This is a genomic window from Streptomyces sp. NPDC001568 (assembly GCF_042893755.1).
In the GTDB taxonomy this organism is placed as follows: Bacteria; Actinomycetota; Actinomycetes; order Streptomycetales; family Streptomycetaceae; genus Streptomyces.
The window spans coordinates 100,332-119,682 of sequence record NZ_JBIAVF010000004.1 but is presented as its reverse complement, the minus strand read 5'-3'; the positions used below and the strand labels follow the sequence as shown (position 1 = coordinate 119,682).

At 72.3% G+C, this 19,351-nt stretch carries 21 protein-coding genes; 8 read left to right on the top strand and 13 right to left on the bottom strand.

Annotation, left to right across the window (positions count from 1 at the left end; translation table 11 throughout):
• Nucleotides 1-9: 9 nt before the first annotated feature.
• Entirely contained in the window at nucleotides 10-1,047 is a 1,038-nt protein-coding gene (locus ACFY0I_RS08715) for an NUDIX domain-containing protein (protein WP_388892122.1), read from the bottom strand.
• A gap of 197 nt (nucleotides 1,048-1,244) precedes the next feature.
• Here ACFY0I_RS08715 and ACFY0I_RS08710 point away from each other — a divergent pair, with 197 nt between their 5' ends.
• On the top strand, nucleotides 1,245-2,234 hold the full coding sequence (locus ACFY0I_RS08710) for a LacI family DNA-binding transcriptional regulator (protein ID WP_388892788.1): 990 nt from the start codon (nucleotides 1,245-1,247) through the stop codon (nucleotides 2,232-2,234).
• A gap of 206 nt (nucleotides 2,235-2,440) precedes the next feature.
• The gene (locus ACFY0I_RS08705) at nucleotides 2,441-2,578 is read left to right on the top strand and encodes a WD40 repeat domain-containing protein (RefSeq protein ID WP_388892119.1); all 138 of its coding nucleotides are present in this window, start codon (nucleotides 2,441-2,443) and stop codon (nucleotides 2,576-2,578) included.
• Between the two features lie 31 nt (nucleotides 2,579-2,609).
• Here ACFY0I_RS08705 and ACFY0I_RS08700 read toward each other — a convergent pair whose 3' ends face one another.
• The 5 genes from ACFY0I_RS08700 to ACFY0I_RS08680 form a co-directional block, all read right to left on the bottom strand.
• Nucleotides 2,610-3,908 (bottom strand): DUF6986 family protein, encoded by a 1,299-nt coding sequence (locus ACFY0I_RS08700; RefSeq protein WP_362876582.1) that lies wholly within the window; start codon nucleotides 3,906-3,908, stop codon nucleotides 2,610-2,612.
• Between the two features lie 164 nt (nucleotides 3,909-4,072).
• On the bottom strand, nucleotides 4,073-5,035 hold the full coding sequence (locus ACFY0I_RS08695; protein WP_388892115.1) for an electron transfer flavoprotein subunit alpha/FixB family protein: 963 nt from the start codon (nucleotides 5,033-5,035) through the stop codon (nucleotides 4,073-4,075).
• A gap of 59 nt (nucleotides 5,036-5,094) precedes the next feature.
• Nucleotides 5,095-5,880 carry an electron transfer flavoprotein subunit beta/FixA family protein gene (locus ACFY0I_RS08690; protein ID WP_388892112.1) on the bottom strand — a complete coding sequence of 262 codons (786 nt, stop codon included), beginning with the start codon at nucleotides 5,878-5,880 and terminating at the stop codon, nucleotides 5,095-5,097.
• Nucleotides 5,881-6,081: 201 nt separating this feature from the next.
• Nucleotides 6,082-6,630: a flavin reductase family protein gene (locus tag ACFY0I_RS08685; protein ID WP_388892109.1), complete on the bottom strand. Its 549-nt coding sequence runs from the start codon at nucleotides 6,628-6,630 to the stop codon at nucleotides 6,082-6,084.
• A gap of 240 nt (nucleotides 6,631-6,870) precedes the next feature.
• Complete coding sequence (locus ACFY0I_RS08680; protein ID WP_388892106.1) at nucleotides 6,871-7,242, bottom strand: thioredoxin family protein; 372 nt, start codon at nucleotides 7,240-7,242, stop codon at nucleotides 6,871-6,873.
• A 242-nt stretch (nucleotides 7,243-7,484) separates the two neighbouring features.
• On the opposite strand from ACFY0I_RS08680, the gene ACFY0I_RS08675 reads away from it, so the two are divergent.
• The 3 genes from ACFY0I_RS08675 (at nucleotide 7,485) to ACFY0I_RS08665 (ending at nucleotide 9,800) form a co-directional block, all read left to right on the top strand.
• Nucleotides 7,485-8,207: a lysophospholipid acyltransferase family protein gene (locus ACFY0I_RS08675; RefSeq protein WP_388892103.1), complete on the top strand. Its 723-nt coding sequence runs from the start codon at nucleotides 7,485-7,487 to the stop codon at nucleotides 8,205-8,207.
• A gap of 143 nt (nucleotides 8,208-8,350) precedes the next feature.
• The gene (locus tag ACFY0I_RS08670) at nucleotides 8,351-8,929 is read left to right on the top strand and encodes a TetR/AcrR family transcriptional regulator (protein WP_388892100.1); all 579 of its coding nucleotides are present in this window, start codon (nucleotides 8,351-8,353) and stop codon (nucleotides 8,927-8,929) included.
• Between the two features lie 88 nt (nucleotides 8,930-9,017).
• Nucleotides 9,018-9,800, top strand: a complete 783-nt coding sequence (locus tag ACFY0I_RS08665) for an oxidoreductase (protein WP_388892097.1) — start codon at nucleotides 9,018-9,020, stop codon at nucleotides 9,798-9,800.
• 27 nt (nucleotides 9,801-9,827) lie between these two features.
• Here ACFY0I_RS08665 and ACFY0I_RS08660 read toward each other — a convergent pair whose 3' ends face one another.
• Nucleotides 9,828-10,409 (bottom strand): CGNR zinc finger domain-containing protein, encoded by a 582-nt coding sequence (locus tag ACFY0I_RS08660; RefSeq protein WP_388892094.1) that lies wholly within the window; start codon nucleotides 10,407-10,409, stop codon nucleotides 9,828-9,830.
• A gap of 97 nt (nucleotides 10,410-10,506) precedes the next feature.
• Here ACFY0I_RS08660 and ACFY0I_RS08655 point away from each other — a divergent pair, with 97 nt between their 5' ends.
• Nucleotides 10,507-11,742: an MFS transporter gene (locus tag ACFY0I_RS08655; RefSeq protein WP_388892092.1), complete on the top strand. Its 1,236-nt coding sequence runs from the start codon at nucleotides 10,507-10,509 to the stop codon at nucleotides 11,740-11,742.
• Here the strand turns inward: ACFY0I_RS08655 and ACFY0I_RS08650 are convergent.
• The 5 genes from ACFY0I_RS08650 to ACFY0I_RS08630 form a co-directional block, all read right to left on the bottom strand.
• A complete protein-coding gene (locus ACFY0I_RS08650) occupies nucleotides 11,678-12,277 on the bottom strand; it encodes a transglutaminase family protein (protein WP_388892090.1) in 600 nt (199 codons plus the stop codon). The two genes, ACFY0I_RS08655 and ACFY0I_RS08650, sit on opposite strands and share 65 nt — an antisense overlap.
• A gap of 61 nt (nucleotides 12,278-12,338) precedes the next feature.
• On the bottom strand, nucleotides 12,339-13,400 hold the full coding sequence (locus tag ACFY0I_RS08645; RefSeq protein ID WP_388892088.1) for a threonine aldolase family protein: 1,062 nt from the start codon (nucleotides 13,398-13,400) through the stop codon (nucleotides 12,339-12,341).
• A 26-nt stretch (nucleotides 13,401-13,426) separates the two neighbouring features.
• A complete protein-coding gene (locus ACFY0I_RS08640; protein WP_388892086.1) occupies nucleotides 13,427-14,188 on the bottom strand; it encodes an SDR family NAD(P)-dependent oxidoreductase in 762 nt (253 codons plus the stop codon).
• 26 nt (nucleotides 14,189-14,214) lie between these two features.
• Nucleotides 14,215-15,621 (bottom strand): DUF6421 family protein, encoded by a 1,407-nt coding sequence (locus ACFY0I_RS08635; protein WP_388892084.1) that lies wholly within the window; start codon nucleotides 15,619-15,621, stop codon nucleotides 14,215-14,217.
• 140 nt (nucleotides 15,622-15,761) lie between these two features.
• Nucleotides 15,762-16,940 (bottom strand): LLM class flavin-dependent oxidoreductase, encoded by a 1,179-nt coding sequence (locus ACFY0I_RS08630; protein WP_388892081.1) that lies wholly within the window; start codon nucleotides 16,938-16,940, stop codon nucleotides 15,762-15,764.
• Nucleotides 16,941-16,989: 49 nt separating this feature from the next.
• On the opposite strand from ACFY0I_RS08630, the gene ACFY0I_RS08625 reads away from it, so the two are divergent.
• Nucleotides 16,990-17,610 (top strand): PadR family transcriptional regulator, encoded by a 621-nt coding sequence (locus ACFY0I_RS08625; RefSeq protein WP_388892078.1) that lies wholly within the window; start codon nucleotides 16,990-16,992, stop codon nucleotides 17,608-17,610.
• A gap of 337 nt (nucleotides 17,611-17,947) precedes the next feature.
• Nucleotides 17,948-18,631 carry a glycerophosphodiester phosphodiesterase gene (locus ACFY0I_RS08620; protein ID WP_388892075.1) on the top strand — a complete coding sequence of 228 codons (684 nt, stop codon included), beginning with the start codon at nucleotides 17,948-17,950 and terminating at the stop codon, nucleotides 18,629-18,631.
• A gap of 105 nt (nucleotides 18,632-18,736) precedes the next feature.
• On the opposite strand, the gene ACFY0I_RS08615 is transcribed toward ACFY0I_RS08620, so the two are convergent.
• Complete coding sequence (locus tag ACFY0I_RS08615) at nucleotides 18,737-19,276, bottom strand: GNAT family N-acetyltransferase (RefSeq protein ID WP_388892072.1); 540 nt, start codon at nucleotides 19,274-19,276, stop codon at nucleotides 18,737-18,739.
• Nucleotides 19,277-19,351: the final 75 nt, after the last annotated feature.

Sequence of the window (19,351 nt, the reverse complement as noted above, 5' to 3'; positions counted from 1 at the left end):
GGACACCTCTCACGGCGTCGGGCGGCCCGCCTCCAGGTACAGGGGGCGGGCGCCTTCACGGGCCCGCAGCGCCCACCGCAGCCGCTCGTAGCGCTGCGGCGGCAGCAGCCCGGCGGCCTCCTCCTCGGTGACGAAGCGCCAGGCCCGCAGTTCGGGGCCGGGCAGGCGCAACGCCTTGATCTGCGGCGGGGTCAGCGCTCCGCCGTCGAAGAGCAGCCGCAGTCCCCCGTACGCCGGCCGCTGCGGCGGTTCCCAGTCGACGACCAGCAGGGGCGGGGCCTCGTTGAGTTCCAGGCCGAGTTCCTCGGCGACCTCCCGGAGGCCCGCGCGGCCGGGCGCCTCGCCGGCTTCGACGACTCCGCCGGGGAACTCCCAGCCCGGTTTGTACGTCGGGTCGACCAGGAGGACCCGGTCCTGGTCGTCGAAGAGCAGGACCCCGGCCGCCACGGTCTCGCGCGTCGGCTCCGGCGTCTGCACGATGTCGCAGATCCCGGCCCTGTCCGTCCGCACGGCCTCGGCGATCCGCTCGGCCGTCTCCCGTACGGTCAGCCGCCCGTTGTCGATGACGTGGGCGTCGGCCGTCAGCCAGCCCAGCGCCTCCTGGTAGGCGGGGATGTGGTCGTACGCCCACTGCCGGACCCGTACGTCCACCACCTCGGGGTCGCCCGGTTCCCGACGGGTCGCGATGCGCTCGCGCAGGATCGTTTCCGCTGGGGCGAGCAGGATGTGCCGTACGGGAATGCGCCGGGCCGCCAGGGCCCCGAAGATCTCGTCGCGGTAGTCCTGCCGGAGCAGGGTCATCGGCACCACCAGCACGCCCCCGAGCTCCGCGAGCATCGCGGCGGCCGTATCGACGACCAGCCGCCGCCAACTGGGCAGGTCCTGGTAGTCGGTCACCTCCGCGAGGCGTTCGCGCGGCAGCAGCAACCGCAGCGCGTCACCGATGAGCTCCGGGTCGAACAGGGTGCTGTCCGGCAGCAGTCCGGCCAGTTCGCGGGCCGTGCTGGTCTTCCCGGCACTGAACGTGCCGTTGATCCAGACAATCACGTCTACCCCTCTCCCGATGGCTCGCCTCCGTAGCCCCCAGTGGCTTGCCCGCCCCACCCTGCCATGGAAACCCGCTCGTGGCCGGAGTGCTTATCCTCAAGGTCAGAGCCCTGTCAGACCGCCCCGTATCCGGAGGTTCCCCCACCGTGCCCCACACCCGTCACCCGTCCGAGCTCCGCTACGGCAACCGGCCGACCATGAAGGACGTGGCGGCCCGGGCGGGCGTGGGCCTGAAGACGGTCTCGCGGGTCGTCAACGGCGAGCCCGGGGTGACTCCCGACACCGAGAGCCGGGTCCAAGAGGCCATCGAGGCGCTGGGCTTCCGCCGCAACGACAGCGCGCGCGTGCTCCGCAAGGGCCGTACGGCGACCGTGGGTCTGGTCCTCGAAGACCTCGCGGACCCGTTCTACGGCCCCCTCAACCGGGCCGTCGAGGAGGTGGCCCGCACGCACGGCGCGCTGCTCATCAACGGTTCCAGTGCCGAGGACCCGGACCGGGAGCGGGAGTTGGCACTCGCGCTGTGCGCCCGCCGGGTCGACGGCCTGATCGTGATCCCGGCCGGGGACGACCACCGGTACCTGGAGCCGGAGATCCGGGCCGGCGTCGCGACCGTGTTCGTGGACCGGCCGGCAGGCCGGATCGACGCCGACGTCGTGCTGTCGGACAGCTTCGGCGGCGCCCGCGACGGGGTGGCCCACCTGATCGCGGGCGGGCACCGCCGGATCGGGTTCATCGGCGACCAGCCGCACATCCACACGGCGACCGAGCGGCTACGGGGCTACCGCGCGACGATGGCGGACGCCGGCCTGCCGGTCGACGGTTCCTGGGTCTCCCTGGGGACGACGGCCCCGGAGCGCGTCTCGGCCGCGGCCCGGTCGATGCTGTCCGGCCCGGAGCCGGTCACGGCCCTCTTCGCCGGCAACAACCGCGTGACGGTAACGGCCGTACGCGTCCTCGCGTCCCTGCCGCGCCCGGTGGCCCTGGTCGGCTTCGACGACTTCGAACTCGCCGATCTGCTGAACCCCGGCATCACGGTCATCGCCCAGGACGCCGCGGCCCTGGGCCGCGTGGCCACGGACCGCCTGTTCCAACGCCTGGCGGGCGCCGACCTCCCCCCGTCCCGCATCGAACTCCCCACCCGCCTGGTCCCCCGCGGCTCGGGCGAAATCCCGCCCGTCACCGGATGAGCGACCGCCCAGGGCACGGCCCCGCCGGCCGGCGGTGAGCCCGGCGAGCACGGACAGGGCCGGGTGTACACCGCCGAGGTGGCTCAGCCCGCCGGCGGTGAGCCCGGCGAACAGGGCGCCGAGGAGCACGACCGCGCATCCCGGTCCGCACCAAGGACGACCGGACCCTCACCCGGGATCCGGCGCAACGCGTCCGGTTGTCGCCGTTGACCGGTCACAGCGGGGCCGTCCGCGGTGACGCCTTCTCCCCCGACGCGAGCCTGCCGGCCGCCGCCGGGGACGACGGCACCCTGCGCTGCCGGCTCCTGCCGACCCCGGACACGGGGACGGCCCGGCCCCGGTGATCCGGGGGCCGGGCCGTCCGCGTCGGCTGCCTCAGGCGGTCGCCGTCAGCGTCGCCGAGCGGCGCGGGATGGCGAAGGCGTCCAGTTCGGCGCGGGTCAGGCCGGTCAGCGCCGTGACCTCCTCGGCGCCGACGGCGCCGCAGTCGAGGCCGCGGACGAGGTAGCCGGCCAGGGCCTTGGCGGTGGCGGGCTCGTCCATGACGTCGCCCTCGATCTTGGCGACGTAGGCCTTCAGGCGGGCCGCGGCGGTCTCCAGGCCCTCGCGGTAGAAGGTGAACACGGCCGCGTAGCGGGTCGGCAGGTGCGCCGGGTGCATGTCCCAGCCCTGGTAGTAGGCGCGGGCCAGGGCGCGGCGGGTGAGGCCGTAGTGCAGCTTCCAGGCCTCGTGGACGTGCTCGGTGGTGCCGATGGGCAGGACGTTCGTCGAGCCGTCCGAGACGCGTACGCCGGTACCGGCGGCCGCGACCTGCATGATCGCCTTGGCGTGGTCGGCGGCCGGGTGGTCGCTGGACTGGTACGCGGCGGAGACGCCGACGCAGGCGCTGTAGTCGAAGGTGCCGTAGTGCAGGCCGGTGGCGCGGCCCTTGGCGGCCTCGATCATCCGGGCGACCGTGGCGGTGCCGTCGGAGGCGACGATCGACTGGCTGGTCTCGATCTGGATCTCGAAGCCGATCCGGCCCGGGCGCAGGCCGCGGGTGATCTCGAAGGCCTCCAGCAGCTTGACGAAGGCGCTGACCTGTTCGGCGTAGGTGACCTTGGGCAGGGTCAGGACGAGGCCCTCGGGCAGGCCGCCGTGCGCGAGCAGCCCGGACAGGAAGATGTCCGTGGTGCGGATGCCGCGGTCGCGGACGTTGGACTCCATGCACTTCATCCGGACGCCCATGTACGGGGCGTTCGTGCCGTTGGCGAAGGCCTCGGAGACGAGGCGGGCGGCGCGGGCCGCGGCCTGGTCCTCCTCCTCGTCGGAGCGGACGCCGAAGCCGTCCTCGAAGTCGACGCGGAGGTCCTCGATGGGCTCGCTCGCCAGCTTGGCGCGGACGCGGTCGTAGACCGGAACGGCCAGTTCGTCGGAGATGCCGAGCACCTTGGCGAAGGTGGCGGCGTCCGGGGCGTGCTCGTCGAGGGCGGCGAGGGCCTGGTCGCCCCAGGAGCGGATGGTGTCGGCGGCGAAGACGTCACCGGGTACGTAGACGGTGTGGATGGGCTGACGGGTGCCGGGGTCGCCCGGGTAGTGGCGCGCGAGTTCCGCGTCCACCGGCGCGAGGGAAGCGCTGATGCCCTCGCTGACCGCGCCTGCGAGGCTCGTCGCCACCTTCTCCTGCTGACCCATCGTGCACTCTCCTCTTTTCCGCTTCACGGAATCTTAGATCCGCATAGCAGAATTTAATCACGGGGTTCCGCTCCGTCAATGGTCCCTCCGCCCGGAGCGGGAAACGACTCGGGGCCGTGTGGTGACAAACACCACACGGCCCCGGAGACGACTTGCCCCGCAGGTCAGCCCTTACGGGCCTGGATCTGCTCGGTCAGCTGGGGGACGACCGCGAAGAGGTCGCCGACCACGCCGTAGTCGACGAGGTCGAAGATCGGAGCCTCGGCGTCCTTGTTGATGGCGACGATGGTCTTCGAGGTCTGCATGCCCGCGCGGTGCTGGATCGCGCCGGAGATTCCGGAGGCGATGTACAGCTGCGGGGAGACCGACTTGCCGGTCTGGCCCACCTGGTTGGTGTGCGGGTACCAGCCGGCGTCCACAGCGGCGCGCGAGGCACCGACGGCCGCACCGAGGGAGTCCGCGAGGGCCTCGATGATGCCGAAGTTCTCGGCGCCGTTGACGCCACGGCCGCCGGAGACGACGATCGCGGCCTCGGTCAGCTCGGGGCGACCGGTGGACTCGCGCGGGGTGCGCGAGGTGATCTTGGTGCCGGTGGCCAGGGCGCCGAAGGTGACGGCGAGCGCCTCGACGGCGCCGGCGGCCGGGGCGGCCTCGACCGGAGCCGAGTTCGGCTTCACGGTGATGACCGGGGTGCCCTTGGACACGCGGGACTTGGTGGTGAACGACGCGGCGAAGGCGGCCTGCGTCGCGACCGGACCCTCGTCACCGGCCTCCAGGTCGACGGCGTCGGTGATGATGCCGGAACCGATGCGCACGGCGAGGCGCGCGGCGATCTCCTTGCCCTCGGCGGAGGAGGGGACGAGCACGGCCACCGGGGAGACCGCGTCGTAGGCGGCCTGGAGCGCGTCCACCTTCGGTACGACGAGGTACTCGGTGAACTCGGGGGCGTCGGCGGTCAGGACCTTGACGGCGCCGTGCTCGGCGAGCACCGCGGCGGTGTCGGCGGCGCCGGCACCCAGGGCGACGGCGACGGGCTCGCCGATGCGGCGGGCCAGCGTCAGCAGCTCGAGGGTGGGCTTGCGGACGGCACCGTCCGCGTGGTCGACGAAGACGAGAACTTCAGCCATGGGACTGCTCTCCTGCGATTGCGAAGTATCTGGGGGCTAAGAGGGGATGGCCGGAGTTCTTAGATGAACTTCTGGCCGGCCAGGAACTCGGCCAGCTGCTTGCCGCCCTCGCCCTCGTCCTTGACGACCGTGCCGGCGGTGCGGGCGGGACGCTGGGTCGCGGAGTCGACCGCGGTCCAGGCGCCTTCCAGACCGACCTCTTCGGCCTCCAGGTCCAGGTCCGACAGGTCCCAGGACTCCACCGGCTTCTTCTTGGCGGCCATGATGCCCTTGAAGGACGGGTAGCGGGCCTCGCCCGACTGGTCCGTCACCGAGACGAGCGCGGGGAGGGAGGCCTCCAGCTGCTCGCTCGCGGAGTCGCCGTCGCGGCGGCCGGTCACGACCCCGTCCGCGACCTTGACCTCGGAGAGCAGGGTGACCTGCGGGATGCCCAGGCGCTCGGCCAGGATGGCCGGCAGGACGCCCATGACGCCGTCGGTCGAGGCCATGCCCGCGATGACCAGGTCGTAGCCGGCCTTCTCGACGGCCTTGGCCAGCACCAGCGAGGTGCCCATGACGTCGGAGCCGTGCAGGTCGTCGTCCTCGACGTGGATCGCCTTGTCGGCGCCCATCGACAGCGCCTTGCGCAGCGCGTCCTTGGCGTCCTCGGGACCCACGGTCAGGACGGTGATCTCCGCGTCGTCCGCCTCGTCGGCGATCTGCAGCGCCTGCTCGACCGCGTATTCGTCGAGCTCCGACAGCAGGCCGTCGACGTCGTCACGGTTGACGGTCAGGTCCTCGGTGAACTGCCGGTCGCCGGTGGCGTCGGGCACGTACTTCACACAGACAACGATCCTCAGGCTCACGCCGGCTCTCCTACCGCATCGTCTTTTTTGGTACCGCCTTGTGCAGGCAGCATAGGCGCCATGTCGGGCGGATCCCGGTCGGGGCGGCCCGCGCTCCGATGGGAATGTTACTCGTCAGTACACCGTGGGTCCCCGCCAGGTGCAAGGCCACCGAACTGTGACCTTGACAACGCCGTTCCGACCCGCCCCAGCAGGGACGATTCAGTCGCGCAACGCGTTGAAGCTTCCCTGGTGGTAGAGCAGCGGACGGCCCTCCCCGGCCGGATCCCCGGCCACCGCTTCGGCGATGATCACACGGTGGGCGCCCGCGGGCACCCTCGCCACCACCCGGCAGACCAGCCAGGCCAGCACCCCGTCCAGCAACGGGACCCCGTGCGGGCCCCGGACCCAGCCGGTGCCCCGGCCGAAACGGTCGGCGCCGCTGGTCGCGAAGAGGCCGGCCAGCTCCCGCTGGTGCTCGCCGAGTATGTGCACCCCGAGGTGGTCGGAGTCCCGCACCGCGGGCCAGCTGGAGGAGCCGGTGCCGATCGTGAAGGAGAGCAGGGGCGGATCGGCGGACACCGAGTTCAGGGAGGTCGCGGTGAATCCGGCGGGCCGGCCGTCGAGCTCCGCGGTGATCACCGCGACGCCGGCGGCGTGGCGACGGAAGACGGAACGCAGCAACTCGGGCGAGCCGGGCCGGCCGGTGCGGTCGGGGCCGAAGGGCGCGGGCGAGGGCACGGAGGCCGTCGGGGCGGTCGGGGCCGTCATCGGAATACTTCCTTCTGCCGCGGGAATCGCGGGCGCTGTCGGGGATCGGGGGTCGGAGTTGTCAGTGATCCCAACAGCGCGCGCTCGCGTGGCGGACGAGGTCCACGTGGACCCGCCCGTAAAGCAGGAGTTCATACCGCATGTCGTCAGCCTGACGATCTCACGTGTACACAGTCAAGCCGGATCGGTCAGATGTCAGGCGCGTCACGCTCCGTGCGGGCGCACGCACCGGCGCGCCCGTCAGACCGCCGCCCCGAGGGCGGCGATCACGTCGGCCTTGCGGGGCATCCCCTCGGCGCGGCGGACGACGCGCCCGGCCGCGTCCAGGACGAGCACGGTCGGGGTCTTCACGATGCCGAGGGCGCGCACCAGGTCCAGGTTCCGCTCGGCGTCGATCTCGATGTGGGCGACCCCGGGAACCAGTCCCGCGACCTCGGCGAGGATCCGCCGGGTGGCCCGACAGGGCTGGCAGAAGGCGGTGGAGAACTGCACCAGGCTGGCCCGCTCCCCCGGCTCCCGACCCAGTTCGGCCGCGCCCAGAGGGCCGGCCGGCCCCCGACCGGCGGGCAGCCGCCCGGCGCCCTCCCGGTCATCCGCTCCGTGCCCGTGCACGCGTGCTCCTGTCCACCCTGTCCGTATGTTCGTAGCCACCCGGCGGAGCCGGGCTGACCCCTTGTCCCAGCACGCGGTCGGCATGCGGCATTCCCCGCGTGACGAGAATCTCTCCGGGCACGGCCGTCTGGGCTGGCCAGCGGGCCCCGTTTGGGGCACGATCCCCACATGGTCGCGTACCTACGCTTCCGTAACTTCCGGCCGGGAGCACCTCCCCAGGCAGAAAGCGGGGTCTCCCCACCATGGCTGAGCTCGTCTATCCCCCAGTGATCGGCGCCGCGCACACGCTCTTCCGTGCGCTGGACATCCGGATCGACATGTCGGGCACCGAGAACATCCCGCGCCAGGGCGGGGCGGTCCTGGTGTCGAACCACATCGGCTACCTCGACTTCATCTTCGCGGGCCTCACGGCACGACCGCAGAAGCGCCTGGTGCGGTTCATGGCCAAGGAGTCGGTGTTCCGGCACAAGGTGTCCGGTCCGCTGATGCGCGCCATGAAGCACATCCCGGTGGACCGGACCCAGGGCGAGTCGGCGTACCAGCACGCCCTGGACTCCCTGCGGGCCGGCGAGATCATCGGGGTGTTCCCGGAAGCGACGATCTCCCAGTCCTTCACGCTCAAGAGCTTCAAGTCGGGTGCGGCGCGCATGGCGCAGGAGGCGGGCGTCCCGCTGATCCCGGTGGCGCTGTGGGGCACGCAGCGGCTGTGGACCAAGGGCCGCCCGAAGAACCTGAAGCGCAGCCACATCCCGGTGACGATGCGGATCGGCGAGCCCATCGAGGCTCCGGCCGACCAGTACGCCGGGGCGATCACGCGCCGGGTGCGCGAGCGCGTGCAGGAGCTGCTGGAGGCCGCGCAGCGTGCCTACCCGGCCAAGCCGGCCGGTACCGAGGACTCCTGGTGGCTGCCGGCCCACCTGGGCGGCACGGCTCCCACGGCGGCGCAGGTGAAGGAAGCCGGCTGAGCCGGTCCCCGGTCGGCGGGCGGGCCCGCTCCGGTGTTCCCGGGCGGGTCCCTTCCCCGCCGCGGGGCACCTTGATCGTCCCGATTCCCGACGCGCGGGCGAATATTTTACTTCAAGGTCAAAAACCCTGGTACGGTCACGCCATGGGCAGGCCGAAGCAGTTCGATCCGGACGTGGCGGTGGAACGCGCGATGGACGTGTTCTGGCGCAAGGGGTACGCGGCGACGACGCCGCAGGACCTCGTGGACGAGATCGGCATCGGCAAGGGCAGTCTCTACAACGCCTTCGGCAGCAAGCAGGCGCTGTTCGAGCGGGCACTGACCCGCTACCGGGACGCGCAGGCCGCGTGGCTGACGGAGCTCCTGGACCACCCGGGCTCGGCGAAGGACCGCCTGCGGGGCGCGTTGGAGGCGCTGGTCGCGCTCGATCTGGGCGACCCGGACCGGCGCGGCTGCATGGCGGTCAACACCGCCGCCGAAACCGCTCCGTCCGACCCCTGGACGACGGACACGGTGCGCGGGATGTTCGCGCGCACCGAGGGCGCCTTCCGGGCGACCGTCGAGGAGGGACAGCGCGCCGGTGAGATCGACGCCGCTCGCGACGCCGCCGCGGTGGCCTCCTGGCTGCTCGCGACGGTGATCGGCATGCGGGTGCTGGCGAAGACCGCCGAGGACGCCTCGCAGTTGACGCGGGTCGTGGACGCGGCGGTGGCCTCGCTGTAGTACGCACGGAAAGGGGCCGCCCCCGGGCGCCCCGTTTTTTATGACCTTGTTTTGTACCTGTAGTTCAAGAATTCTGAAGGAGTCCGCCATGGAACTCGCTCTCGCGGGGAAGACCGCCGTCGTCACCGGTGCAAGCCGGGGCGTCGGCCTCGCCATCACCCGCCGGCTCGTCGCCGAAGGGGTCCGCGTGGTCGGCGCGGCGCGTACGATCACCGCCGAGTTGAAGGAGACCGGCGCCCACACCGTCGCGGTCGACCTCAGCACACCGGAAGGCGCGCGCGAGCTGGGGGCGCGGGCCCTCACGGAGCTCGGTGGCCTGGACGTCCTGGTCAACAACCTGGGCGGCGGGGACCGGTTCAACCTCGACGGTTTCCTCGCGACCGACGACGCCCTGTGGGCGCACAGCTTCGAGGTCAACCTGTTCGGCACGGTCCGGGTCACCCGCGCCCTGTTGCCGAGTCTCCTGGAGCGACGCGGGTCGATCGTGAACATCTCGTCGATGTGCGCGCGCCTGCCGGCCACGGGCCCGATCGAGTACAGCGCGGCGAAGGCGGGCCTCAACGCGTTCACGAAGTCACTGTCCGAGGAGTTCGGCCCCCGGGGCGTACGCGTGAACACCGTCTCCCCCGGCCCGACGCGCACCGCCATCTGGGAGGGCGAGGGCGGCTTCGGCGCCCTGCTCGCCGCGGCGAACGGCGTCGAGCACCGCGCGTTCCTGAGCGGGGTGCCCGCGGCGATGGGCATGACCACCGGCCGCATGGTCGAGCCCGACGAGGTCGCGGCCATCGTCGTGTTCCTCGCCTCGGACCGGGCGGGGAGCGTGACCGGCGCCGACCACCTCGTCGAGGGCGGCGCCGTGAAGACGGTCTGAGGCGTACGGCGGGGTGCGCGGGCCCCCTCAGTCCGCGCTCCGCGCCCCCCTGCGGCGCCGGTGTGCCGCGACCCGGACGCGGGTGGCGCAGGTGGTGGAGCAGTAGCGGCGGGCGCTGCCGGGGCCGGCGCCGAGGAAGAGCCGCCCGCAGCCCGTGGCGGCGCAGGCGCCCCAGACGATGCGGCCGTGCTCGGTGAGCAGTTGGGCGAGGGCGAGGGCGCCGGAGGCCAGGAACCAGTCGCCCCAGCGGGCACCGTCGCCCCGGTCGACATGCAGGTGCCAGGGGTGGCCGTCGTGCCGGGTCAGCCGGGGCCGGGTGCCGCACTCGTCCAGCAGGGCGTTGAGCGCCTCGGCGGTGCGGTCCTCGTCGGTCTCGGCGAGGACCGCGGCCATCCGGTGCGCGGCGGCCCGCAGTTCGTCCGCGTCCGCCGCGCCGAAGGCCTCGGGGGTGAGGTCGGCCGGGTGTTCCCCGTGCCGGGCGAGCAGGGCGGCGAGGTCGTCCCGCGGCAGGGCGGGGGCCGCGCGGACCGCTTCGGCGCATTCGATCAGCCGCCGGACCGCCGAGAAGCCCTCGCCCGCCGGACCGCCCGCGTTCCGTACGCCTGCCATCGCCGGATCCTTTCGCCGTACACCCACATGACGTAACGTCTTGATTCGACAACACGTTACACGCGGCGCGGGTCGGTACTGGAGGGGGTCCGGGATCATGGGCGGGTTCGGGAGGTACCTGGGGGCGGCGCTGGCGGCGCGGTTCGCCTCCGAGGGCATGGGCATGGCGGTGGTGCTGCTGGCCCTGGAACGCACGGGGAGCGCGGCGCACGGGGCGTTCGTCCTGACGGCCTGGTTGGCCCCGCACGTGCTGGCGGCTCCCCTCGCGGGCGCCGCCGCGGCCCGGACCCGGCGGCCGCGGCTGTTCCACGCGGGCGCGCTGGCCGGATTCACCGTCGCGACGGCGGCGCTGGCCGCGCTGCTGGGGCGGGCTCCCTGGCCGGCGGTGCTGGCCGTCGCGGTGGTCGGGGGGACATGCGGGCCGATGGTGACGGGCGGCCTGTCCAGCCTGGTCGCGGGCCTGGTGCCGGAGGGGCCGGGGCGCGACCGGGCGTACGCCTGGGACGCGTCCACGTACAACGCGGCGGCGGTCACGGCCCCCGCCGCCGTCGGCACGATCACCGCGCTGGCCTCGGCCGGACCCGCGATGGCCCTGCTGACCGCCTTCGGGGCCCTCGCGGTGGCCCTGGCCGTCACCCTCCCGTACGAGGACCCCGGCGCGGCCCGGCCGCAGGCCGGCCCCCGGGCCGGGCTCGGCGCGGGCCTCGCCGCACTGTGGCGGGTCCGGGAGCTGCGGGCCGTCACCTCGGCGACGACCCTGGCCTTCGTCGGCATCGGGGCGCTGACCACGAGCTCGGTGCTGCTGGCCACCGAACTCGGCAGCCCGGGCGCGGGCGGGGTCCTGATGGCGGCCTTCGCGGTGGGGGCGCTGGCCGGCTCGTTGACACTGGGCCGGATCACCTCCGTGGCGCCGGGCCGGCTGGCCCGCTGGGCGATGGCGGGGACCGGGGCGGCCCTGGCGGCGGCCGCGTTCACCACGTCGGTGGCGGTGACGGCCGCCCTCTTCGCGGTGGCCGGGGTGTGCGACGGGCCGCTGCTGACGGCGACGCTGCGGATCCGCTCGCGGTACGCGCCGGACGGGGTGCGTGCGCAGGTGTTCACCCTGGGGGCGGGGTTGAAGCTCACGGCGGCCTCGGCGGGCGCCGCCCTCGTGGGGCTGGCGGCGGCCGCACCGGCCTGGACGCTGCTGCTCGGGATCGCGGCGCTCCAGCTCGCTGCCGCCGCCCTGCACCTGCTGGTGGCGGCCCGGAAGCCCGTACGGGAACCCGCTACAGGGCCGTCGGCAGGTTCCGCCACAGCTGCGTCCGGTCGGCGGACTCCCGGAGCGCCTTGAGGGCGGCCGGGTGCGGGGCGGCGTACAGCTCGGGGTGGTCGAGCTCGCCGAGTTCCGGGCGCACGGGGAAGGCGAGCCGCTCCCGGTCGAGGTCGAAGCGGGCGTCGACGCCGGGCTTGTTGCCGCGGGCGTCGAGCCTGGACCAGCGGGAGCTGCCGGGCAGTCGCAGGGCGATCAGGCCGTGGATGACGTGCGCGGCGCCGTCGTCGGTGAGGAGGCGCTGGTAGCACAGGGCGGCCGGGATGCCGCGGGCGCGCAGGAGCGCGGCGAGGGCGTGGGACTTGGCCAGGCAGATGCCGTTGCGCGTGCGCAGGGTGTCGGAGGCCCGCCAGGTGACGCGCTCGTCACCGGTGTCGGCGGAGTGTCCGACGGTGTCGCGGACGAACTCGAAGGCCACCTCGGCGTAGGCCCGGGGGTCACCGGTGGCCGTCCAGAGGGCGTCGGCGGTCTCGCGCACGAAGGGGTGGTCGTGGTCTACGACCTCGTCCGCCACCAGATAGGCGTCGAGATCGGAATGCTCCTGGATCATTTCCATGATCCAGGAGCATACCTATGCGCAATCGCGCATGCCTATCGAATTATGGGCGGAGCCGTGTTCAGCGCGCCAGCTCTTCCTTCAGAGCCTGCAGGAAGCCGTCCACGTCCTCTTCCTGGGTGTCGAAACCGCACATCCAGCGGACGTCGCCGGCGGCCTCGTCCCAGAAGTAGAAGCGGTAGCGCTCCTGGAGCCGCCGGGTGACCTCGTGCGGAAGACGGGCGAACACCGCGTTCGCCTGCACCGGGTAGAGGATCTCCACCCCGTCGGTCTCCCGCACGCCGGCCGCGAGCCGCTGCGCCATGGCGTTGCCGTGCCGGGCGTTGCGCAGCCACAGGTCCTTGGCGAGCAGCGCCTCCAGCTGGACGGAGACGAAGCGCATCTTCGACGCCAGCTGCATCGACATCTTGCGGATGTGCTTCATCATCCGGACCGCGTCCGGGTTCAGCACGACGACGGCCTCGCCGAACATCATGCCGTTCTTGGTGCCGCCGTACGACAGCACGTCCACGCCTACGGTGTTCGTGAAGGTGCGCATCGGCACGTCGAGCGAGGCCGCGGCGTTGGCTATCCGCGCGCCGTCGAGGTGCACCTTCATGCCGAGGCCGTGGGCGTGGTCGCAGATCGCCTTGATCTCGTCCGGCGTGTAGACCGTGCCGAGCTCGGTGTTCTGGGTGATCGAAACGACCTGGGGCATGGCCCGGTGCTCGTCGTCGAAGCCCCAGGCCTCCTGGTCGATCAGCTCGGGCGTGAGCTTGCCGTCGGGCGTGGGGACGGCCAGCAGCTTGAGGCCGGCCATCCGCTCCGGGGCGCCGCCCTCGTCCACGTTGATGTGCGCGGACTTGGCACAGATCACGGCGCCCCAGCGGTCGGTCATGGCCTGGAGGGCGACGACGTTGGCGCCCGTGCCGTTGAAGACCGGGAAGGTTTGCGCGTACGGCCCGAAGTGACTGCGGAAGATCTTCTGCAGGTTCTCGGTGTACTCGTCCTCGCCGTAGGAGACCTGGTGGCCACCGTTGGCGAGGGCGAGGGCCGCGAGGACCTCCGGGTGCACCCCGGCGTAGTTGTCGCTCGCGAACCCGCGCACCGCGGGGTCGTGGTGGCGCCGCGCATCGGTCTTCACGCCGTCGGTCCTCACGGCATCGGTCCTCACGGTTGCGGAGTGAGCCACAGACGCTGTCCGTTCACCTCGGAGGCGGGCCGCTCCCACACGCCGGCGATGGCCTCGGCCAGCTCCGCGACGTCGGTGAAGCCCGCGAACTTCGCATTGGGGCGCTCCGCGCGCATCGCGTCGTGCACCAGTGCCTTGATGACCAGGATGGCAGCCGCGGCCTGCGGACCGTCCTCGCCCCCCGCCTTGCGGAAGGAGTCCGCCATGGCGAGGGTCCAGGCCTCGGCGGCCGCCTTGCCGGCGTTGTAGGCGGCGTTGTTGGCGACCGGCTTGTGCGCGCCGGACTGGCTGATCAGTACGTAACGGCCGATGTCGCTGCGCAGCAGGCCGTCGTGGAAGGCGAGCGAAGTGTGCTGGACGGTGCGGATGAGGAGCTTCTCCAGGAAGTCCCAGTCCGCGAGGTCCACATCGGTGAACGTCTTGCTGCCGCGCCAGCCGCCGACCAGGTGGACGACGCCGTCGAGGCGGCCGAACTCCTTCTCGGTGTGCTCGGCCCAGGCCTTCGTGGCGTCCAGGTCCAGCAGGTCGACGGTGTCACCGGTGATGGTGGCGCCGCCGTGGGCGTAGCGGGCGGCGTCGACGGCCTCGGCGAGGCGCGCCGGGTCGGCGTCGGAGGCCACGACCACCGCGCCCGCCTCGGCGAGGCGGAGCAGTGTGGCGCGTCCGGCGGGGCCGCCGGCCCCCGCCACCGCGATCACCGCTCCGTGGAGCTTGCCGTTGCCGTTCACGGAGCCGTTCATCTGTGCAGCCTCCTGCGGGGCAGTGCTCATGCGGCGGCCCGGCCGGCCGTCTCGGCGTTCAGGGCGGTGATGCCCTTGGTCGAGGCGATCACGCCCTTGAGCTTCTTGGCGAGGGCCTCGTAGAACATGCTGAGCGGAAACTCGTCCGGAAGCACGTCGTCCACGAGCTTGCGCGGCGGCTGCGTCGTGTCGAGGGCGTCGGGGCCCTTGGCCCACTTGGATCCCGGGTGCGGGGCCAGGTAGGTGGAGACGAGCTCGTACGCCTTGAACCAGTGGACGAGCTTCGGGCGGTCGATGCCGGCCCGGTAGAGCTCCTCGATCTCGGCGCAGAGCTGGTTGGTGACCTGCGGGGCGCGCATCCAGTCGATCTTCAGCTTGTTGTCCGTCCAGCGCACGACGTCGTGCTTGTGGAGGTACGCGAAGAGCAGCTGGCCGCCGAGGCCGTCGTAGTTGCGGTTGCGGTCGCCGGAGACCGGGAAGCGGAACATCCGGTCGAAGAGGACGGCGTACTGCACGTCACGGCCGTGCTCGTTGCCCTCGGACTCCAGCTTCACGGCCTCCTTGAAGGCGGTGAGGTCGCAGCGCAGCTCCTCCAGGCCGTACATCCAGAACGGCTGGCGCTGCTTGATCATGAAGGGGTCGAACGGCAGGTCACCGTGGCTGTGGGTGCGGTCGTGGACCATGTCCCACAGGACGAAGGCCTTCTCGCAGCGCTCCTGGTCCTCGACCATGGCGGCGATGTCCTCGGGCAGCTCGATGCCGAGGATGTCCACGGCGGCGGCGGTCACCTTGCGGTAGCGCGCGGCCTCGCGGTCACAGAAGATGCCGCCCCAGGTGAAGCGCTCGGGGGCCTCGCGGACGGCGATGGTCTCCGGGAAGAGGACGGCGGAGTTGGTGTCGTAGCCCGGGGTGAAGTCCTCGAAGGTGATGCCGAGGAAGAGCGGGTTGTCGTAGCGCGTGCGCTCCAGCTCGGCGAGCCACTCGGGCCACACCATCTTCAGCGCGACGGCCTCCAGGTTGCGGTCCGGGTTGCCGTTCTGCGTGTACATCGGGAAGACCACGAGGTGCTGGAGCCCGTCGGCGCGCTCGGCGGCCGGCTGGAAGGCCAGCAGGGAGTCGAGGAAGTCCGGCACGCGGAAGTCGTCGGCGGCCCACTTGCGCAGGTCGGCCACGAGGGCCTCGTGGTACGCGGTGGCGTGCGGGAGCAGCGGCGACAGCGTCTCGACGGCGGTGATCACGCGCTCGACGGCGGCCAGGACGGTGGCGCGGGCGTGCGCGCCCTCCGCCTCGAAGTCGATGGAGCCGTCCGCGCTCTGCCACGGACGGATCTCCTCCACGGCGGCCTTGAGCTCGGGCCACGCCGGGTGGTCGACCACCCGCGCGCCAGCGGTTATCACGGCACCGCCGACACCCGGCACAAGAGTTTCCGTCATGTCACTTCCTCCACAGGAGAACCTCACGTCGGCACAGGGTAGGCATGGGAGGCTCTCCCGCTCAAGAGGAAAGTCAGGAAATTATCCTGCGTCACCCCCTTCTCTACCGAAAGTCTTCCCGTCCCTCGGCATGGAAGCCATCACTCCGCATCTTTCGATCCCGATTCGGGCAGCGGTGCGTGGCCCCCTGTTCGCGCTCCGCGACCGACGAAGTGCGGAATGACCTTTTCGCCCCACTGTCGGATGGTTTCCATGCAGGCTTCCTGCGGCACGGTACCCATCTGGATCAGGCACATCACCTCGTCGGCTCCGGCCGCCTCCAGGCGCTCCACGTAGGCGATGGCGTCGTCCGCGCTCCCGTAGGCGTGGTCGGGGTTGAAGGTGGCCGTCGCCGTGGGTCGGACGGGGATGTCCAGCTCGTGCAGCCGCGCCACGACCTGTTCGGCCGCCCGGCGCATCCCCTCCTCCTCGTCGGCGCCCGCCACCACCGCCTCGTCCGGCACGCCGGCGCCGCCGTACCAGTGCCCGATGGACTGCGCGAAGAACCGCTGCCCCCGGATCCCGGTGCGGCGGGCCTCCTCCGGGTCCTCCAGCACGATCGTCGGGCAGAGCACCGAGAAGTGGTCGTTGACCACGGTGGAGACGAAGGCGCTCCCGTCGCGCCCCGCGATCGCCGCGTCGTAGACGGCGCGCATCCCGGCGATCGACTCCGGCCCCGCGAAGCCCATCACCAGCGCCCCGATCCCCAGCTCGGCCGCCCGCACCAGCGTCTCGCCCCGACTGCACGCGAGGAACAGCGGCGGATGGGGGGTCTGCGCCGGGCGCGGCAGGATCGGGTGGGGGGCGATGTCGAGCAACTCGCCGTGGTATTCCAGCTCCTCCTCCTGCCAGGCCCGCCCGATGATCCTCAGCGCCTCCTCCACCTCGGCGGTGGTCCGCTCCCGATCGACGCCGCACAGCGAGGTCTCCTGCTCCGTTCCGCCGCGCCCGGCTCCGAGGTCGAGCCGACCGCCGGACAGCAGGTCGAGCATGGCCGCCCGCTCGGCGACCCGGACCGGGTGGTTGAAGTTGAACGGCATGCACACGACTCCGTGCCCGATGCGTATGGTGTGCGTCCGGGCCGCGACGAAGCTCAGGAAGATCTCCGGGGCGGACATGTGGGCGTACCACTTCAACGAGTGGTGCTCGACGGCCCAGATCCGGTCGAACCCCATGCGTTCGGCCAGTACTGCCTGCTCGACGCAGTCGCGGATGACCTGGTGCTCCCGCTCCACGGTCGGGTCGGCCAGCTGAGCTTCGAAGATCACGGAGAATTTCACGATGCCTCCAGGGTTGCGTCCCGTGCCCGGTCTCACTTCGATTCGGAATATGACTAGTAGTCAGGAACCGAAGAAGCAAGACCTCCCGCCCACCGCGTGGGCGGTGCTCGGCCTCCTGTCGTTCCCCGGCGAGCGCACCGGCTACGAGCTGAAGAAGTGGGCGGACTCCTCCCTCCGCTTCTTCTACTGGTCGCCCGCGATCAGCCAGATCTACGCGGAACTGCGGCGGCTGGAGGATCTGGGGTACGCGGTCTCCGTCCGTTCGGGACCCGAGGAGGCGCGCGCCAAGCGCCGCTACGCGATCACCGACGCGGGCCGCGAAGCCCTGACCGGATGGGCCGGCGACACCGCGCAGGCAGGCCCGCCGGTGCTCAAGCACGGACTGCTGCTGCGGATCTGGCTGGGACACCTGGCCGAGCCCGAGCGGCTGCGCGCGATGGTGACGGAACACATGGAGCGGACCCGGGGCGAGCTGGCCGCCGTACGGGAGGCCATGGAGCACGCGGCGGAAGTACGGGAGTGGGCCTTCCCCACCCTGGTCCTGCGCTGGAGCGAACGGCAGCACCTGGCCGAACTGGAGCTGGCCGCGGCCCTGCTCGCCGACCTGGCGGAGGCGGCGCCGCAGGCAGCTCGAACGGAGCGGGACGCACAGGACGCGACCCGACCTTAGGAAGGCGGGACGCACAGGACCCGACCGGGCCCTCGGAAGTACGGCCCGCACCCCCGACCGGGGCGCAGGGCAGGAGCGGAGCTCGGCCTCCGTCGCCCCCGTAGGGCTGTCCGTCAAGCCGGTGGGGACGCGCCCACGCCCGGGTGACGCGGCGGCCCCGCACCCGCCCGCCCCGGCGCGCACGACCCCGGCGGGAAGCGGCCGGACGGCCGATCCGGGCCCCCGCACGCCCGGTCCCTTCGCGGGCGGGGCGCACTAGCATGCGTCCTCACCGCGCGCGGCCGGTCGGGACACCGCGACCGCGCGGAGAGCCGCCGTCGACGGAAGCGAGAGAACCTTGACTTTCCTCACCATCGGTCATCGCGGGGTCATGGGTGTCGAACCGGAGAACACACTTCGGTCGTTCGTCCGCGCGGAACACTGCGGGATGGACGTCATCGCGCTGGACCTGCGCCTCAGCAAGGACGGCGCCCTCGTCGTCCTGCACGACGCCGAAGTGGACCGCACCACCGACGGCTCCGGCGCCGTCGCCGACCTGACCCTGGCCGAGCTGCGCGCCCTGGACGCCGGTCTGGGTGAGCGCCCGCCCCTCCCCGAGGAGGTGCTGGACGCCGTCGGAATCCCGCTGCGGGTCTCGGTGCACGACCAACGGACCGGGGCCGCGCTCGCGGAACTCCTCGTACGCCGGGACCTGACCGCGCGGGTGGAGGTGGCCTCGCGCGACGGCGCGGTGCTCACGACCGTGGCCCATCTCGCGCCGGGCGTGCGGACGGTGTTGCACGCGGAGCGGCACGGGGCGGACATCGTCGACCGGGCCCGGGCCGCGGGGGCGCGGACTCTCGACCTCGACATCCGCCGCATCACCCTGGAGACGGTGGACGCGGCGCACGCGGCCGGGCTGCGGGTGACGGGCTGGACGGTCGACACGCTGGACCAGCTGCGTCTGGCGCGGGCGCTCCAGCTCGACGGCGCCGTCACCGGCCTCCCGGAGATCCGCAGCACGGGCCGCTTCACCGCCTGAGCGAACGACCGGACCCCCGGGGCGGGTTGCCCCGGGACGTACCGCCTCGGGGCGCGCGGGCCCCGGGGCGAGGTGCGGATCGGACCTGCCCCGGGGCTGCGTGCCTCAGAGCGACTTGACGAGCAGCTCGAAGGCCAGGTCGTCGCGGCGCGGCTCGCCGAAGCGCGCGTCGCCGTAGGGGAAGGGGCTCATTTCGCCGGTGCGCAGGTACCCGCGGCGCACGTAGTAGGCGATGAGCTCCTCCCGCACGTTGATCACCGTCATCCGCATCTCCTTGGCCCCCCAGGTCTCGCGGGCGCGGCGTTCCGCCTCGGCCAGGATCTCCTTGCCGAGGCCGGCGCCCTGGAGGCCGGGGCGGACGGCGAACATGCCGAAGTACACGTAGTCCCCGCGGTGTTCGAGCTGGCAGCAGGCGACGATCGCGCCCGCCCGCTCGACGACGAGCAGCACGCCGTCCTCGTTCGTGATGACCGCGCGGACCCCGTCCGGGTCGGTGCGCTGTCCGTCCAGGTAGTCGGCCTCGGTGGTCCAACCCGCCCGGCTGGCGTCCCCGCGGTAGGCGGATTCGACGAGGACCACCAGTTCCGGTACGTCCGCCTCCACGGCGGCACGGAAGCTGAGGGCGGCGGGCTGGGCGGTGGACATCGGGCGCTCCGTTCGATGCGATGGCATATGACATGCCTGGTGCGGCAGGGAGAGCGTAACGCGGGGCGGCGTGAG

What these genes read in the sequence shown, in the direction of transcription:
- ACFY0I_RS08710 (WP_388892788.1), top strand. Translation starts at nt 1,245, where the DNA reads ATGAAGGACGTGGCGGCCCGGGCGGGCGTGGGCCTGAAGACGGTCTCG.
- ACFY0I_RS08660 (WP_388892094.1), bottom strand. Translation starts at nt 10,409, where the DNA reads ATGGCAGGCGTACGGAACGCGGGCGGTCCGGCGGGCGAGGGCTTCTCG.
- ACFY0I_RS08615 (WP_388892072.1), bottom strand. Translation starts at nt 19,276, where the DNA reads ATGTCCACCGCCCAGCCCGCCGCCCTCAGCTTCCGTGCCGCCGTGGAG.
- ACFY0I_RS08655 (WP_388892092.1), top strand. Translation starts at nt 10,507, where the DNA reads ATGGGCGGGTTCGGGAGGTACCTGGGGGCGGCGCTGGCGGCGCGGTTC.
- ACFY0I_RS08650 (WP_388892090.1), bottom strand. Translation starts at nt 12,277, where the DNA reads ATGGAAATGATCCAGGAGCATTCCGATCTCGACGCCTATCTGGTGGCG.
- ACFY0I_RS08635 (WP_388892084.1), bottom strand. Translation starts at nt 15,621, where the DNA reads ATGACGGAAACTCTTGTGCCGGGTGTCGGCGGTGCCGTGATAACCGCT.
- ACFY0I_RS08670 (WP_388892100.1), top strand. Translation starts at nt 8,351, where the DNA reads ATGGGCAGGCCGAAGCAGTTCGATCCGGACGTGGCGGTGGAACGCGCG.
- ACFY0I_RS08640 (WP_388892086.1), bottom strand. Translation starts at nt 14,188, where the DNA reads ATGAACGGCTCCGTGAACGGCAACGGCAAGCTCCACGGAGCGGTGATC.
- ACFY0I_RS08700 (WP_362876582.1), bottom strand. Translation starts at nt 3,908, where the DNA reads ATGGGTCAGCAGGAGAAGGTGGCGACGAGCCTCGCAGGCGCGGTCAGC.
- ACFY0I_RS08675 (WP_388892103.1), top strand. Translation starts at nt 7,485, where the DNA reads ATGGCTGAGCTCGTCTATCCCCCAGTGATCGGCGCCGCGCACACGCTC.
- ACFY0I_RS08665 (WP_388892097.1), top strand. Translation starts at nt 9,018, where the DNA reads ATGGAACTCGCTCTCGCGGGGAAGACCGCCGTCGTCACCGGTGCAAGC.
- ACFY0I_RS08625 (WP_388892078.1), top strand. Translation starts at nt 16,990, where the DNA reads ATGACTAGTAGTCAGGAACCGAAGAAGCAAGACCTCCCGCCCACCGCG.
- ACFY0I_RS08695 (WP_388892115.1), bottom strand. Translation starts at nt 5,035, where the DNA reads ATGGCTGAAGTTCTCGTCTTCGTCGACCACGCGGACGGTGCCGTCCGC.
- ACFY0I_RS08685 (WP_388892109.1), bottom strand. Translation starts at nt 6,630, where the DNA reads ATGACGGCCCCGACCGCCCCGACGGCCTCCGTGCCCTCGCCCGCGCCC.